Source organism: Arthrobacter sp. B1805 (assembly GCF_002929745.1).
In the GTDB taxonomy this organism is placed as follows: Bacteria; Actinomycetota; Actinomycetes; order Actinomycetales; family Micrococcaceae; genus Arthrobacter_D.
Genome location: NZ_PJIQ01000008.1, coordinates 169,148 through 184,497, shown reverse-complemented (window position 1 = coordinate 184,497; position 15,350 = coordinate 169,148). Strand labels below are relative to the sequence as shown.

The following is a 15,350-nucleotide window of genomic DNA, read 5'->3' as shown; positions in this document are numbered from 1 at the left end:
ATGGACTTCCAGGAGATTTTCGGCGCCATCTTCACCTTCGACAACTATGCCCAACTGCTGCCCCTCGTGCGCAACTCGCTGATCGCGGGAGCGGTCCTGGGACTGCTCGGCGGGCTGATCGGGACCTTCGTCATGATGCGTGACCTCGCTTTCGCGGTCCACGGCATCGCCGAGCTGTCCTTCGCAGGCGCTGCCTTCGCGTTGCTCGTCGGAGCGAACGTCGTCGCCGGATCGCTGGTGGGTTCCGTCCTGGCCGCACTCGTTCTCGGCCTCATGGGGATACGTGCCCGGGACCGGAACTCGATCATCGGCGTCGTGATGCCCTTCGGGCTGGGTCTGGGCATCCTGTTCCTCGCACTGTACGAGGGTCGCGCGGCCAACAAGTTCGGTCTGCTCACCGGTCAGATCGTCTCGGTCGACGACGTCCAGCTGAACCTGCTCGTCGGATGCGCCGTCGTCGTCATCGTCGCTCTTGCCGCGATCTGGCGCCCGCTCACCTTCGCCAGCGCCGACGCGGATCTCGCGGAGGCGCGCGGCGTGCCTGTACGGGGGCTCTCGATCCTCTTCATGGTGTTGCTGGGCATCTCGGTGGCGCTGTCCATCCAGGTCGTCGGAGCGCTCCTGGTGCTCGCCCTGCTCATCACACCGGCTGCGGCCGCACTGAAGGTGACCTCGGCGCCCGGGCTCGTGGTGTTGCTCAGCGTGGCGTTCGCCTGCACGGCCGTGGTCGGGGGCATCCTGCTCGCGCTCGGCGGCCGCATACCGATCAGTCCCTACGTGACCACGATCTCGTTCGCGATCTATCTCGCCTGTCGTCTGCTGGGGTCGCGCCGGGCAGTGCGCCGCGCGCGTCCTGCGAAACCGGCGGTCGTCGCCTGACCGAGGCAACGGCGATGACCGCCTGACCCGGGTAGCGGCACAGGCCGTGCGGCTCGAGAGCCGTCCGGTCGTCGCGGTCCATCCCTGCGGTCCGTGCCGGCGTCAGGGGCGCTGCGGCCGGTCCGGCTGTCCGACGGCATCGGAGATGGCCTGCTCCATACTGCGCAGGAAGCGTGTCACCGTCTCGGTCTCCTCGCTCGTCAGGTTGTCGGCGGCAGCCAGGACGCCGCGCTTCTCGACGTCGAAGGCAGACCTGAACTCCTCCGTGGCCTTGTCGCCGGGTTCGAGGATGACCGCACGGCGATCCACCGGGTGCCGGCGCCTGCGGATGAAGCCGGCCCTTTCCAGGCGGTCGATGACGAGTGTCGTGGAGGCGCTGGAGATTCCGAGGGCGAGTGCCAGGTCCTTCGGGCTGGCGCCCTGATCCCGATGCCAGACTCCGAGGAGGTGACGAAGGGCTCCGAGATCTGTCTCGTTGATGTTGAGGCGTTGACTCAGCCGCCGTCGGAGTCCGCTCTCCACCTCGCGATAGGCTCTCAACGCATTGAGGACATCGACGCCCGTTGCAACCTCATCGGAGGCGCCTTCGGCGGATGGCGGATACCAGTAACCTGCTCCCTGCCGTGCGTCCGAAGATTCCATGCCTACAGTTTAGACCAACTAGTAGTCAATCTTTCTAGGTAAGAGCGCACATCATTCCGCCCACCGGGCAGTTCAGGTACCGGACGTGCCGGGTGCAGGACGGGGGACGTCGAGATCGGCCATCGCGCTCCCGAGTGCGGCGAGGAACCGTCGCACGGTCAGCCTTTCCTGCGGCGAGAGGTCCGTGGCGATGGCCAGCATGCGTTCGTGCATGGGACCCATCGTCGAGCGCACTTCCCCGTCGGTCGTCGCGGTGGGCCAGATCTCGATCGAGCGCCCGTCGCTGCCTTTCCGACGCCGCTCCGCATGGCCGCTCTTCTCGAGCCGGTCGATCAGGACCGTCGTCGCCGCGGTCGAGATGTCGAGCTCGCGGGCCAGCGCGGCGGCCGTCAGCGGCTGCCCGATCTGGCTGGCATGCAGCATGAGACGCAGCGCCGTCATGTCCGTCCTGCCGAGGTGCATCGAAGCCCTGCTCTGGCCACGCATGAACCTCTCCGCGTTGCGATAGCGGCGCACGGCGTCCACCAGCTCGTCGAGCCGGCCCTCGCCCAACCGGCCCTCGTCGGAGCCCGCCACAGGGGACGGCGCGCCGGAGGGGGTGGTGCTGTCGTGGAGGCTCACGTCCCCAGCCTAATCGACGGCGCCGACACCATCAGGGCCTGACGTCCCTGCCCGCACCGTGCGCGGCCCCTGCCAGGGAGCGGTAACCTTCGTCATCAACCGGAGCCTCGAGACGCCGAGGCGTCAGGACCGTGCAGCCGGCGCCGAGCACTCCGGGCAGAGGCCCTGGATCTCGACCGTATGTGCGGCGTCGGTGAAGCCGTGCTCCGCTGCTATGCGTGCTGCCCACTGCTCCACCGCGGGCGCCTCGATCTCCACCGCCCTGCCGCAGTTCCTGCATAGCAGGTGGTGGTGGTGGTGTTCGACGGCGCAGCGCCGGTAGACCGCCTCGTTGTCCCCGTTGCGCAGGACGTCGACGAGACCGTCATCCGCCATCGACTGGAGGATGCGGTAGGCGGTTGCGAGCGAGACGGATTCCCCGCGGTCGTGCAGGACCCTGTGGAGCTCCTGGGTGCTGACGAAGTCGTCGAGCTCGTCGAGCGCCGCGCTGACTGCCCGCCGTTGGCGCGTCACGCGCTGTTCCGACCCTTTGCGGACCGACTGGGCGGCCCCTGCGCCGGCTGTCGGCACTGCTTCGGATGTCACCTCAGGCGTCATGTCATACCCTTTCCGCGGGCACTCGGGTGTCACTGGGGCGTGCTCGGCCAGAGTCAAGATTATCAGCGGTGCCGACGGTAGTCTGTGCGCATGCTGCTGACCAAGTTCTCCCATTCCTGCGTGCGGCTCGAGCGGGACGCCTCGGTACTGGTACTGGACCCGGGCACGTTCTCGGAGGTCGAAGAGGCCCTCGACGGCGCCCATGCCGTCCTCGTCACACACGAGCACCCCGATCACGTCGACGTCGACCGCGTGGCGGCCGTGCTGGCGGCGGATGCGTCCATCGAGCTGTGGGCGCCGCAGGGCGTGGCCGACGTCATGGCGGCACGACTGGGCGACACCTCGGCTGGGCGGATCCACGCAGTGGGCGGCGGCGAGAAGTTCTCGGCCGCGGGCATCGATGTGCGGACGTTCGGCGGTCAGCACGCGCTGATCCACCCGCTGATCCCGATCGTGGCCAACGTAGGGTTCCTGATCGAGGGCAGTGTCTACCACCCTGGCGACTCCTTCATCGTCCCGGACGGGGTCGACGTCGGCACCGTTCTCGTTCCCGTGCATGCCCCGTGGTCGAAGCTCGCCGAGGTCGTGGACTTCGTGGCGTCCGTCCGGGCGCCCAGGGCATTCCAGATCCACGATGCTCTCCTGAACGACACCGGGCTCGGCATGGTCGAGGGACACATCGAGCGTCTCGGATCGCGGTACGGCACGTCCTTCCGGCACCTTGCGGTCCGCGAGAGCGTCGACGTCTGACGATCGGGCTGCTCCTGGCGCAGGGGTGTACCTGAACCCCTGCAGGACGCCGGCGGAGCGTCAGCTCGTAGCGGTCGCCGGCCACACTCCCGTTGCGAAGAACTCCTCGAGGACCTCGCGCGGGCCTGAAGGGTCCAGGTCGCGGCGCGCGAGCCAGGCGTCGTCGTCGTAGGTCGCCGCGTACCGGTCACCCGAGTCGCACATGAGCGACACGACGCTGCCCGTGCGTCCGTCGGCGACCAGATCCGCGACGATCTGCCACACGCCCCACAGGTTCGTCCCGGTTGAGGGGCCGGCGTGCAGCCCGGTGAGGGAGCGCAGGTGGCGGGCGGCAGCGACGGAGGCGGCGTCGGGCACCCGGATCATCGCATCGATCACGGACGGTACGAAGCTCGGTTCGAGCCGTGGCCGCCCGATGCCCTCGATGCGTGAGGGCCTGCCGGACGGGGACGACCCCGGCTCCGCCCATGCGGGATAGAACGCGGAGTGCTCGGGGTCGACGACGGCAAGGCGCGTTGGGTGCCGGTGGTACCGGAGATAGCGGCCGATCGTTGCACTCGTGCCCCCGGTTCCCGCCCCGACCACGATCCACTCCGGCAGGGGATGGGGTTCGAGCGCCAGCTGCTCGAAGATGGACTCGGCGATATTGTTGTTCCCTCGCCAGTCGGTCGCCCGCTCGGCGAAGGTGAACTGGTCCATGTAGTGCCCTCCCGTCTCCCTCGCCACCTCCTCGGCCGCGTCGTAGACCTCGGAGGCGTGGTCGACGAAACGGCAGGTCCCGCCGTACTGCTCGATCAGGGCGATCTTCTCCGGGCTGGTCGTCGCCGTCATGACGGCGACGAACGGAAGGCCGAGCAGCTGGGCGAAATAGGCCTCGGAGACGGCCGTCGATCCGCTCGAGGCCTCGACGATGGTGGTTCCCTCGGTGATCCATCCGTTGACCAGTCCGAAGAGGAACAGCGACCGTGCAAGCCTGTGCTTGAGGCTGCCGGTGCGATGGGTGGACTCGTCCTTCAGATACACCTGCACGCCCCAGCGCGGCGGGAGGGGTACGGCGAAGAGGTGGGTGTCGGCCGACCGGTTCCCGTCCGCCTCGATGCGCCGCACGGCGTCGTCGGACCACGATCTGTCAGCGGCGGTGAACCTGGGCATCCCGTCAGCCTACAAGCCCGTCCGATGCCAACGAGCAGGAGTACCGGATCACTGCTTGGTGCGGGGACGGGGGTGTGGTGGACTGGCGTGCATCAGGACCGGGCGTGGTGACCACCAAGTCCCGGTCGCCACTTCCGACAGGAGATCTCGATGAAGACTCTGATGGATGTGCAGGAACTGCAGGACCGGATGATCTCCGGCGCGCAGACGATCCTGCTCGATGTTCGCTGGGCCCTTGGCGATCCCCGAGGCCACGAGCACTACCGCGAAGCGCACATACCGGGTGCGGTCTACGTGGATCTCGAGACCCAGCTGTGCGCTCCAGGTGGACCCGGGCTCGGGCGGCATCCGCTCCCCGACGCGGACGCCCTGCAGGAGAGCGCGCGCCAGTGGGGTATCGACGACGGCGACACAGTGGTCGCCTACGACGACTCGGGCAACCTCGCTGCAGCACGCCTTTGGTGGCTGCTGCGCAACGCGGGCTTTCCCTCGGTCCGCCTGCTCGACGGCGGGCTCGCTGCCTGGCACGCTGCGGGACTCGATACCGAGGGAGGGGAGGAGCGCCACTGCGTGGGCACCGTGCACCTGACCACCGGTCACATGCCCGCCGTCTCGATCTCCGATCTCGTCCAGCCGTCGACGGTCGACGTCGTCCTCGACGCCCGAGCAGGTGAGCGCTTCCGTGGCGAGCACGAGCCGATCGACCCACGGGCCGGTCACATTCCCGGAGCCGTGAGCGCGCCGACCTCGGAAAATCTCCTCCCCGACGGGCGCTTCCGATCACGCGACGAGCTCCGTCGCCGTTTCCGTGCCCTGGGTGCCGACCGAGGACGCGTCGCGGTGTACTGCGGTTCCGGTATCACCGCCGCGCACGAGATCGCAGCGCTCGACGTCGCCGGCATCGAGGCGTCGCTCTTCCCCGGCTCCTGGTCCCAGTGGTCGACGACGGACGGACTGCCCGTCGCGGTCGGCGCCTGACGACGGCGGGCGCCGACGGCGCGCCGGTGCTGCGGCGTCCCCTCCTGCGATCCTCCGCCGGAGCCCTTCCGTGGCCGGGCCGGCCCTGCAGCAGCCGGGCTGCGCCCTGTCCGGGCCCTGCCGGGTTCCCCGTGAGGTTCCGGAGGGCCCAGACGGGCTCCTGCTGGCTCGGCGGTCGAGGGCGCGGTAGCGTCGGGGGATGAACCCAGGACGCCCCGTACCGCCGCCCCTGCGCGGCGGAGCCGAGCTACCTGCCGGTCGTACCGGCGGTGGCGTCCTTCCGGCTGCAACCCCAGGAGGTCCGTTGACGACGCTCTTCACCAGGATCATCGACGGCGAGGTGCCCGGGCGCTTCGTCTGGCAGGACGACGACGTCGTCGCGTTCCTCACGATCGCCCCGATCACTCCCGGTCACACGCTCGTGGTGCCGCGGCGGGAGATCGAACACTGGCTCGAGGCAGACCCGGAGACGCTGACGAAGGTGATGGCCGTCGCGCAGACCGTCGGCCGCGCGCAGGAGCAGGCCTTCGGCGCGAAGCGCGTCGGAGTCCTCATCGAGGGTTACGAGGTGCCCCACCTCCACGTGCACGTGTGGCCGACCCAGTCACCCGCGGACTTCGATGTCCGGCGGATCGACCCGGCGCCGGACCCAGCGGCGATGGACAGCTCGGCCGAGGCGCTGCGGGCCGCCCTGCGGAAAGCGGGGCACGACGCGTACGTGCCCCGCTGATCCGCTGAGCTGCTACCGCAGGCCGCGCCCGGGTGCTACCTTCACGTCCCATGGAAGTGATCGCCGCGATGCTGGCGGGAGGACACCCGAATTCGCTCGGGCGCACCGACGAGGTCGTCGGCCTGGTGGTAGCCGATCGGTCGAGGCTGCAGGAACTGGTCGAGTGCTACCGGAGTGGGGATCCCGTGGTCCGGATGCGGACGTCCAGTGCGCTGAAACGCGTCGAGGCCGCGCACCACGCGTGGCTCGTCCCTCTGCTCGACGAACTGATCGACGACGTCGGCACACTGGACCAGCCATCGGCCCGATGGACGCTGGCAGAGCTCTTCCTCCGGCTGGGAGCGGACATGACGGCCGGCCAGCGGGACCGGGCCACGGCACTACTGAAGCGCAACCTGGAGCAGCAGACGGACTGGATCGTGCTGATCCGGACAATGGACACGCTGTTCCAGTGGTCCGACGGCGACCCCGGACTCCGGACCTGGCTGCAGCCGCACCTCCGGCGGCTCGCGAAGGATACGCGCCGGTCGGTCGCGCGGAGGGCCCAGGAGTTCGCCGCCGTCGACACTCCGTGACGGGCGCCCTGCAGCTATCCCTGGCGCGCGGTTGCGAGGGCCTCGCTGAGGGCGGTGCGCACGCGTTTCTCCGATACGGAGTAGGCCGTTCCCAGGTCCTGCGCGAACAGGCTGACCCTCAACTCCTCGAGCATCCAGCGCACGCGGCGCAGGGCGGCCGGACGGTGGCGACCAGCGGCGAGCGACGCGACGGCGTCGTCGTACTCGTCCTCCAGCCGCTGCACCACGGCCATGCCGAGGCTGTCGCGCTGGACGTTCGTTGGAAGCTTCTCCAGCCTGATCTCGATGGCACGCAGGTACCGGGGAAGGTGGGCGAGCTGCGCATAGCCCGTCGCCGCGACGAAGCCCGGATAGACGAGGTGCTCGAGTTGGCTCCGGACGTCGTTGAGGGCCGAGATGAGCGGGAGGCTCGTGGTGCCCTTGAGCTGTTTCTGGATGCGACGGTTGCTCGCCAGCACCTTCTCCACCGTGGCGGTGACGGTGAACACCGTGTCGATGAGTTCGGCCCGGACCTCCTCGTACAGCGTGGTGAAGTCCTTCTCGGTCCACGGCAGTTCCTCCGGCACGAGCTTGTCGATCGCGGCCAGCGAGCAGTCCCGGATCAGTTCGGCGACGCTGCCGTGGGGGTTCTGGCTGAAGGTGAGCTTCTCGGTGTTGCTGAGGTGCTCGAGGACATATTTCGCCGGACTCGGGATGCGCAGGGACAGCAGCCGGATGATGCCGGCCCGCATCACGGTGGCCTGCTCGCCCGCCGTCGGGAAGACCTTCAATCCGACGGAGGCGCCTTCGTCGACCACCGCGGGGAAGCCCGTGACACGGTGCCCGGCGACGGTGCGGGACACCTCGCGCTCGATGGCTCCGAAGACCCATGCCCTCTCGCCCGTCCGTTCCGCCACCGCGGGTGCCTCTGCCACCGCGACGCCTCCGCCGGACGAGGGACCGGCGGCCGAGCGTGCGGCAGCGGGCTGGACGTTCGCGGTGACCCGACCGTCCCTGCCACCCGTCGTCGCGGGCCGGCCTGCAGGGCCGGTGCTATCCGCTGTGCGCCCGTTCCCGCGCCCGGCGCCTCCCGATGGCCTCGTGCTGCCGGGGGTGGCACCGAGTGACCGGGCGATAGCGCGGCTGACGGCGGGTGCCAGTGATTCCTTCAGCGCCTCGAGGTCACGGGACTCGTCCAGCACCCGGCCCTCGGCGTCGACGATCCGGAACATCATGAGCAGGTGCGGGGGAACGGCGGACCAGTTCCACGAGCCCGGCGGGATGATGTGTCCTCGCAGCCGCCGCAGCGCGAGTTCGAGTGACGCTTCGAGGTCGTCCTGTGCGGGATCGAAATCGGCCTCCAACGCGGCGACCGCGCCCCGCGCGACATCGGGCGCGGGCACGAAATTCTTCCGCACCTGCTTCGGCAGGGACTTGATGAGGGCCGTGACGAGTTCCACGCGCTGCCCCGGTATCTGCCAGCGGAAGGGCTTCGGCTCGAGCTGGTTCAGGAACAGGACGGGAATCGTCACCGTCACCCCGTCATGCGCTCCCGGCGTGAGGGGTGAGAATTCGTAGGTCAGCGGCAGTTCGAAGCCCGCCTGGTGCCACACGCTCGGGAACGCGGCCTCGTCGAGCTCCGCGGCGTCCTCGCTGAGGAGCTGCTCCGGATCGAAGTCGAGCAGGTCGGGGTGGTCCTGGCGCGTCTTCTTCCACCAGGAGTCGAAGTGCCTCTCGGACACGACGTCAGGGCCGATGAGCTGGTCGTAGAACTCGAACAGCGTCTCGTCGTCGACGCGGAGGTCGCGCCGTCGCAGGCGGTTCTCGAGTTCTTCGACCTCGGCGAGACGGGCCTGGTTGCGGCTGAAGAAGGTGTGATGGGTCTTCCAGTCGCCCTCCACCAGAGCATGCCGGATGAACAGCTCGCGGGCGACCTCGCGGTCGATGCGGCCGTAGTTGATGCGGCGCTGCGGCACGATCGGCACGCCGTAGAGGGTCACCTTCTCGTACGCCATGACCGAGCCCATCTTCCGGGACCAGTGGGGCTCGCTGTAGGTGCGCTTCACGAGGTGCGGTGCCACCTGCTCCGCCCACAGGGGGTCGATCCGGGCCACTACGCGTGCCCACAGGCGCGACGTCTCCACCAGTTCGGCGGCCATCACCCAGTCGGGTGACTTCTTGAAGAGCGCGGAACCCGGGAAGACGGCGAAGCGCGTCCCGCGGGCGCCGGCGTACTCGCGCTTGCGCTGGTCGTAGAGCCCGATATTGCTGAGCAGGCCCGCGAGCAGGCTGATGTGGATGGGATCATGCAGTCCGACGGGGTCCACCGGTCCCGCAGGCAGGGTGATCCCGAGTGGCTTCGCGAGCTGGCGCAGCTGGTGGAACAGGTCCTGCCACTCCCTCACGCGGAGGTAGTTGATGAACTCTGTCCGGCACAGTTTCCGGAACTGCGTCGAGGAGAGCTCGTCCTGCTTCTGCTGGAGGTACCGCCACAGGTTCAGGTAGGCGGTGAAGTCGGAATTCTCGTCGACGAAGCGTTTGTGCTTCTCGGCTGCCTGCTGCTGCTTCGCGGGTTGGTCCGCGGAAGGGCGCTCGCGCGGATCCTGGATGGTCAGCGCGGCGGCGAGGACCATGACCTCCTTGACCGCCCCGCGCGTTCCGGCCTCGACGATCATGCGCCCGAGGCGCGGGTCCACAGGCAGCTGGGCGAGCTTGCGCCCGACGGCGGAGAGCCCGCCGTCGTCCTTCAGCGCTCCCAACTCGCGCAGGAGGGCGACGCCGTCATTGATCGCCTTCGTCTCCGGCGGTTCGAGGAAGGGGAAGTCCGCGATGTCCTTCGGCCCGCGCGTGACGCCCATCGCCGCCATCTGCAGGATGACCGCCGCCAGGCTGGTCCGCAGGATCTCCGGTTCTGTGAAGGGCCGCCGCGAAGCGAAGTCCTCTTCGGAGTAGAGGCGGATGGCGATGCCGTTGGAGACGCGTCCGCTGCGGCCCGACCGCTGGTTCGCGGATGCCTGCGAGACGCGCTCGATCGGCAGTCGCTGCACCTTGGTGCGGTGCGAGTACCGGGAGATGCGTGCGGTGCCCGTGTCGATGACGTACTTGATGCCGGGAACGGTGAGCGAGGTCTCCGCGACGTTGGTTGCGAGCACGATCCGGCGATGGCTGCCGGTGGGGCGGAAGACGCGGTGCTGCTCCTCGAGCGAGAGCCGGGCGAACAGGGGCAGGACCTCGGTGCCCCGCAGCCGCGCCGTGGACTGGATGCGGGCGCGGAGCGCATCGGCGGCGTCGCGAATCTCGCGCTCCCCGGAGAAGAACACGAGGATGTCTCCGGGCGCCTCGACGGAGAGCTCGTCCACGGCGTCACAGACGGCGTCGAGGGGGTCACGCTCCTCCTCGAGCTCGCTCTCCGCGCCGCCGTCGCCGTCGTCGAGCCCGCCGGGGGGCTGGTCGAGCGGCCGGTATCGGATCTCCACCGGATAGGTCCGGCCCGACACCTCGATGATCGGTGCGGGCGAGGTCTCGGCCAGGGCGGCGTCGGCGGCGAAATGCGCAGCGAAGCGCTCGGGATCGATGGTGGCCGAGGTGATGATGACTTTCAGGTCCGGGCGTTCCGGCAGAATGCGCTTGAGGTAGCCGAGGATGAAGTCGATGTTGAGGCTTCGTTCGTGGGCCTCGTCGATGATGATCGTGCTGTACTTGCGCAGCATCCTGTCGTGCTGGATCTCGGCGAGCAGGATGCCGTCGGTCATCAGCTTGATCTTCGTCTTCCGTCCCACGGATCCGGTGAAACGGACCTGGTAGCCGACCTCCTCGCCGAGGGGGACCTGCAGTTCCTCCGCGATGCGCTCGGCGACCGTGCGCGCGGCGAGGCGCCGTGGCTGGGTGTGGCCGATCAGCCCGTGCTCCGCGAGCCCGAGTTCGAGGCACATCTTGGGGATCTGCGTCGTCTTACCGGAGCCGGTCTCGCCGGCGATGATGGTGACCTGGTTGGCGGCGATCGCGGCCATGATGTCGGCCCGGCGGTCCGAGACGGGAAGATCCGCGGGGTAGGAGATTGTCAGTGCCATAGTTGCCTGCCAGTCTAGTTCCTCGCACCGGACGGCAGGCGGGCGTTCACCGAGGGCTGGAGTGCGCCCGCTCCGCGCCGTCGGATACGCCGGGTGTCGCGCTCGCCGTCGGGGCCGCGGCGGACCGGCGGAGCCGCTCGGCGACGACGACGGCGCGCTCGCGCATCTCGGCGGGCTCCAGCACCTCGAAGTCGATGTCCCAGCTCGCCAGGTAGGCCACCGGAAAATCGAGGGAGTCGAAGCCGGCACGCAGCACCGTGTAGTCGCCGTCCGCCTCCAGCGTCCCTGTGCTCGACGGAACGCGGGTCTCCAGCTCGTGCACGGGCGCGTGGAACCGGATGACAGCGTCGTAGGAATAGGGCGAGCGCGTGATCGACTCCTGGACGTACGCTGCCAGGTCCGCGGCCGGCAGGGGACGCGGCACGAAGCGGTCCCGTGCCACGGGCACGCTCTGGCAGCGGTCGACGCGGAACGTCCTCCAGTCGTCGCGCGTGCGGTCGAAGGCGACCAGGTACCACCGCCGTCCCGTGTCCACGAGGCGGTACGGCTCGACGACGCGTCGCGACGACTCGCCGTCGTGGCGGTCGTAGCGGAAGGCGACACTGCGCCGTTCCGTGATGGCTGCCGAGAGGGCCGTGAGCACCTCGGGATTGACGGGGGTGCTGGCCGCGGCCATGCGCGTCACGGCGGAGCGCAGGCCCGAGAAGCGGGGCCGCAGTCGCGGCGGCAGGACCTGCTCGAGCTTCGTGAGAGCACGGACGGAGGCTTCACCGACGCCGGAGACCGGGCTGGCCGTGACCGCGGTGAGCCCGATCGCGACGGCGAGCGCCTCGTCGTCGTCGAGCAGGAGGGGAGGCAGCTGAGCGCCGGCGCCGAGCTGGTAGCCGCCGGCGACGCCGGGCGAGGCGTTGATCGGGTAGCCCAGGGTCCGCAGCTTCCCGATGTCCCGGCGCACCGTGCGCTCCGTGACATCCATGCGCTGGGCCAGTGCCGGTCCGGTCCACTCGCGTCTCAGCTGCAGCAGCGACAGGAGTTGCAGCAGGCGCGCCGAGGTCTCGATCATGGGTCAACGGTACGACGACAGGAGGACAGGAACTGTCCTCATTCTGGAGGGTTTTCGGAACTTCTGGCTGGTCCCGGAACGCAGAACCGCCGTCGGCCTGATGGCCGACGGCGGTGGACTCTGCATGAGTCTTGGTGCCCTCGATAGGATTCGAACCTACGACCTTCTGCTCCGGAGGCAGACGCTCTATCCCCTGAGCTACGAAGGCAGACACGGGAACTCCCGTACCCGTAAGGGACTTATCGAGCTTAGCAGGTGCCGGAAGGGTCGGGAAAACGCGAGCGCACCACGGCTACACGACGACCGCACCGTCCCGGTATGTGCCGGGCCGGCCGTCAGTACCCTAGGAAGGCGTCCGTCCGCACTCGCGAAACACCTGCCGTTCGAACCTCCGAGCGGAAGTCCCCGATGAACGAGGGCGATCCCGAGACGAGCACCTTGCGCTGCTTCAGGTCCGGTACGGCGGCGAGGAGCTTCTCCGCGGCTGGTCGCTCGCCTCCGTAGGTCCAGCCGTCCGGGAGCGACGGCAGGCCGCCCGCGGAGGGCATGAACACCACGACGCGCGTGCCCAGGTCGGTCAGTTCGTCGCGGAACGCGATTTCCTGCTCGCTGCGGACCGCGTAGACGAGGACGACGTCGCGCTCCTCGCCCCGTGCGGCGAGTTCCCGGAGCTGGCTGATGAAGGGCGTGACGCCGATGCCCCCGGCGGCGAGCAGCAGCGGCACGGACGGATCGCGGGGCAGGGTGAAGTCGCCGCCGACGACGGTGCCGGTGATGCTCGCATCCTTCGGCAGCTCGAGGAGGGCCTTCTTGAAGGAGCTTCCCGATTCCGTCGTCCTCAGTCCGAAGGTCACGGCTTCGGACTGCTGGGGCGCGGACGTGATGCTGAAGACCCTGCGGCTGCCCCGGCTGTCGGCACCACGGTGCGGCATGCTCAGTTCCATGTACTGGCCGGCCCGGAAGCGCACGGGTTTCGCCGGCCTGAAGACGAGCTCCGTACTGGTCGGCGTGAGTTGGCGCGATCCGTCGAAGGACAACCGGACGCCCCGCCGCTGCCCCAGAAGGAAGGCCACTGCGTTGCCGATGACCAGCGCGAACTCCGGACCGAGGAAGACGGGTCCGATGGATACCTGCAGGGCGAAGACGGTGGCCACGATCGCAGCGAAGAGCCACTGCTGCCAGCGCAGGGGCGGGAGGGTAAGGGGTTCGGTCATCATGAAACCGAGCAGGAACAGGACGGGATAGGAGGTGAGGACGAGCTGCAGGCCGGCCCCGGGGAGCATCCCGCCCTGCACGAGGTTGAACAGCAGGATGCCGAGGGCCACCACCAGGAACACCGCGGCCATGGAGAGCTTCCGCGTCCGGTAGAGGAGCAGGGCCGCACCGACGGCGACGACGGGCAGCATGTAGGCGTTGGCAACCCACCAGGCCGCCGCGCCGACGCCGAACAGGGTCGCGACGACGGCGCCGGTCGCCGCCGGATTGAAGATGTGCCGGCCCTTGAAGGCCAGGAGGAACTTCGACGCGCCGGCCGCGACACCGGCGACGAGGACGCCCCCCAGCCCGGCCGCGGTGCTCGACGGGAACATGATGAGGAACACGATCAGCCCCGTGATGAGCGAGGAGTCGCCGTGTGGGCGCAACCTCAGGATCAGGGCCATGAGCCGCGTCCCGATGATGGTTCCTCCGACCGCGGCGACGAGGGTGCCACCGATCTCGGCCGGTGTGTAGGCGAGGAGTCCGGTCAGGGAGAGCACGAGCGCCTCGACGGTCAGCACCAGGAGCAGGATCAGCGTCAGGCGATACATGGTGATGCGGCCCAGCAGGCCGTCGAGTGCTGCGGTCATGAGAACAGGGCTCCTGCAAGTGGGGTGGAGAACCGGGCGCGTCCGTCCGAGTACATCAGGACGTAGTCGAAATCGAACGATCCTGCGAGCTCGACGGGGTCCGCGACGAACAGCGCGGTGCACAGTCCATCGGCGGTCATGGCGTCCTCGGCGAGGACCCACGAGGCGACGACGGTGTCGACGCAGCGGCCGGTCCGGGCGTCGAGGACATGGTGCAGGCCGTCACCCCAGGTGCGGCGGTTCGAGGCGGACGCGCACAGCGCACCGGAGCCGAGGCCGACAGTACCGATGGCGGACGATGCGTCGTACGGATGCTCGAGGGCGACGGTGATGGATCCGTCCCCGACCCGCCGCATGTCCCCACTGGCATCCACGATCACGTCCTGGTGCCCGGCCGCGACGAGGCTCTCCACCATGAGGTCCACAAGCTGGCCCTTGCCCGCGGCACCGACGTCGAGGAGGGCCGGTTCGGCCAGGGTGACGCCGTCGGTCGTCCAGTCCAGGAGGTCGTCCCAGGCGCGGGAAGGCGATGGAGGTGCTGTGGGGACGAAGGAGTAGTCGGCGTCGTACCCCTGCGCCGCGAGGCGCTCGCCGACCAGGGGCGTGACGCCACCACCCGTGAGGTCGTGCAGCGTGCGCATGAGGGCGCCCAGCGCGGCCCCGTGGCGCGGCAGCGGGAGGTGCCCCCCGGACTCCGCGAGCGCCGTGACGCCCGAATCCTGGCGGAAGCGCGAATAGAGCGTGTCGTACTCCTCGGCGAGTTGCAGGAGTTCGGTGCGCTGGCGCGGCAGCAGCGGCGCACGGCTGTCCACGCGCCAGCTCGTGCCGATCGCCTCGAAGCTGAATGAGTCGGCCACGCCGGGACGCCTAGATCTGCGCTTCGCTCTTGATCTTGCCGGTCGCTTCGTTGAAGCCGCCGCTGGTCAGGGAGGAACCCGCCACCTTGTCGACAGCGAGCTCATCGAGCTTCTTCCCGACGATGGCGTCGGAGATACCGCCGGCGAAGCGCTCCTGGTACATCGTGGTGGTCGGGTTGTCGGGCATCGGCTCGACCTCGACGGCGGTGACGACGTCGGCCTCGAGCGTGATCGTCACGCCCACTTCCTCCGGACCCGCGGGGGACTGGTAGGAGCCCGTCTGGGTGTAGGTACCGTCCGTGTAGGTCTGGTCGCTGGCTGCAGCCGCCGTGGGCGCCGGGTCGTTCGCCGCCGCGGACCCGCTGGGCGCCGCAGTCGCCGGTTCCTCAGTGCTCGTCGGTGCGGTCGTGGTGGCGCCGGTCGGGGCCTCGGCTGCCGGTGACCCGGACGCCGGGCTCTCGGCCTCCGCCCCGGCACACCCCGCTGCCCCGAGGATCGAGACGGCGGCCAGGGCTGTCAGCACGCGCTTGTGCAGCGGGAACGCCGTTCGCGGGGCGAGCGTCGTCGAGGGGGTCTCGGTCTGGCCTGTACTGGTCACTGTGTGCTCCTG

General features: G+C 69.2%; 14 protein-coding genes and 1 tRNA gene. 5 read left to right on the top strand and 10 right to left on the bottom strand.

Features of this window, described 5'->3' with window-relative positions:
• A complete protein-coding gene (locus CXQ96_RS11075) occupies positions 1-879 on the top strand; it encodes a metal ABC transporter permease (protein ID WP_104118089.1) in 879 nt (292 codons plus the stop codon).
• A gap of 102 nt (positions 880-981) precedes the next feature.
• On the opposite strand, the gene CXQ96_RS11070 is transcribed toward CXQ96_RS11075, so the two are convergent.
• The 3 genes from CXQ96_RS11070 to CXQ96_RS11060 form a co-directional block, all read right to left on the bottom strand.
• Complete coding sequence (locus CXQ96_RS11070) at positions 982-1,521, bottom strand: MarR family winged helix-turn-helix transcriptional regulator (RefSeq protein ID WP_104118088.1); 540 nt, start codon at positions 1,519-1,521, stop codon at positions 982-984.
• 72 nt (positions 1,522-1,593) lie between these two features.
• The gene (locus tag CXQ96_RS11065; RefSeq protein WP_146070867.1) at positions 1,594-2,142 is read right to left on the bottom strand and encodes a MarR family winged helix-turn-helix transcriptional regulator; all 549 of its coding nucleotides are present in this window, start codon (positions 2,140-2,142) and stop codon (positions 1,594-1,596) included.
• Positions 2,143-2,265: 123 nt separating this feature from the next.
• Entirely contained in the window at positions 2,266-2,739 is a 474-nt protein-coding gene (locus tag CXQ96_RS11060) for a Fur family transcriptional regulator (protein ID WP_104118086.1), read from the bottom strand.
• A gap of 90 nt (positions 2,740-2,829) precedes the next feature.
• Between CXQ96_RS11060 and CXQ96_RS11055 the strand changes: the two genes are divergently transcribed.
• Complete coding sequence (locus CXQ96_RS11055; RefSeq protein WP_104118085.1) at positions 2,830-3,489, top strand: MBL fold metallo-hydrolase; 660 nt, start codon at positions 2,830-2,832, stop codon at positions 3,487-3,489.
• 60 nt (positions 3,490-3,549) lie between these two features.
• Here the strand turns inward: CXQ96_RS11055 and CXQ96_RS11050 are convergent, their stop codons facing one another.
• Complete coding sequence (locus CXQ96_RS11050; protein ID WP_104118084.1) at positions 3,550-4,641, bottom strand: PLP-dependent cysteine synthase family protein; 1,092 nt, start codon at positions 4,639-4,641, stop codon at positions 3,550-3,552.
• A 150-nt stretch (positions 4,642-4,791) separates the two neighbouring features.
• Between CXQ96_RS11050 and CXQ96_RS11045 the strand changes: the two genes are divergently transcribed.
• The 3 genes from CXQ96_RS11045 to CXQ96_RS11035 all read left to right on the top strand — a co-directional run bounded on the left by CXQ96_RS11045 (position 4,792) and on the right by CXQ96_RS11035 (position 6,924).
• A complete protein-coding gene (locus CXQ96_RS11045) occupies positions 4,792-5,619 on the top strand; it encodes a sulfurtransferase (RefSeq protein ID WP_104118083.1) in 828 nt (275 codons plus the stop codon).
• Between the two features lie 304 nt (positions 5,620-5,923).
• Complete coding sequence (locus CXQ96_RS11040; protein WP_104118082.1) at positions 5,924-6,349, top strand: HIT family protein; 426 nt, start codon at positions 5,924-5,926, stop codon at positions 6,347-6,349.
• 50 nt (positions 6,350-6,399) lie between these two features.
• Positions 6,400-6,924: a hypothetical protein gene (locus CXQ96_RS11035; RefSeq protein WP_146070866.1), complete on the top strand. Its 525-nt coding sequence runs from the start codon at positions 6,400-6,402 to the stop codon at positions 6,922-6,924.
• Positions 6,925-6,938: 14 nt separating this feature from the next.
• Here CXQ96_RS11035 and hrpA read toward each other — a convergent pair whose 3' ends face one another.
• The 6 genes from hrpA to CXQ96_RS11005 form a co-directional block, all read right to left on the bottom strand.
• Entirely contained in the window at positions 6,939-10,973 is a 4,035-nt protein-coding gene (gene hrpA, locus CXQ96_RS11030) for an ATP-dependent RNA helicase HrpA (protein ID WP_258059049.1), read from the bottom strand.
• 46 nt (positions 10,974-11,019) lie between these two features.
• Positions 11,020-12,036: a YafY family protein gene (locus CXQ96_RS18880; RefSeq protein WP_104118080.1), complete on the bottom strand. Its 1,017-nt coding sequence runs from the start codon at positions 12,034-12,036 to the stop codon at positions 11,020-11,022.
• 132 nt (positions 12,037-12,168) lie between these two features.
• Positions 12,169-12,244: transfer RNA gene (locus tag CXQ96_RS11020), tRNA-Arg, on the bottom strand.
• A gap of 127 nt (positions 12,245-12,371) precedes the next feature.
• Positions 12,372-13,883 (bottom strand): FAD-dependent oxidoreductase, encoded by a 1,512-nt coding sequence (locus CXQ96_RS11015; RefSeq protein ID WP_104118079.1) that lies wholly within the window; start codon positions 13,881-13,883, stop codon positions 12,372-12,374.
• Positions 13,880-14,740, bottom strand: a complete 861-nt coding sequence (locus CXQ96_RS11010) for an FAD:protein FMN transferase (protein WP_104118078.1) — start codon at positions 14,738-14,740, stop codon at positions 13,880-13,882. Before CXQ96_RS11010 ends, CXQ96_RS11015 begins: the two co-directional genes overlap by 4 nt.
• 10 nt (positions 14,741-14,750) lie before the next feature.
• On the bottom strand, positions 14,751-15,338 hold the full coding sequence (locus tag CXQ96_RS11005; protein WP_258059047.1) for an FMN-binding protein: 588 nt from the start codon (positions 15,336-15,338) through the stop codon (positions 14,751-14,753).
• Positions 15,339-15,350 lie beyond the last annotated feature (12 nt).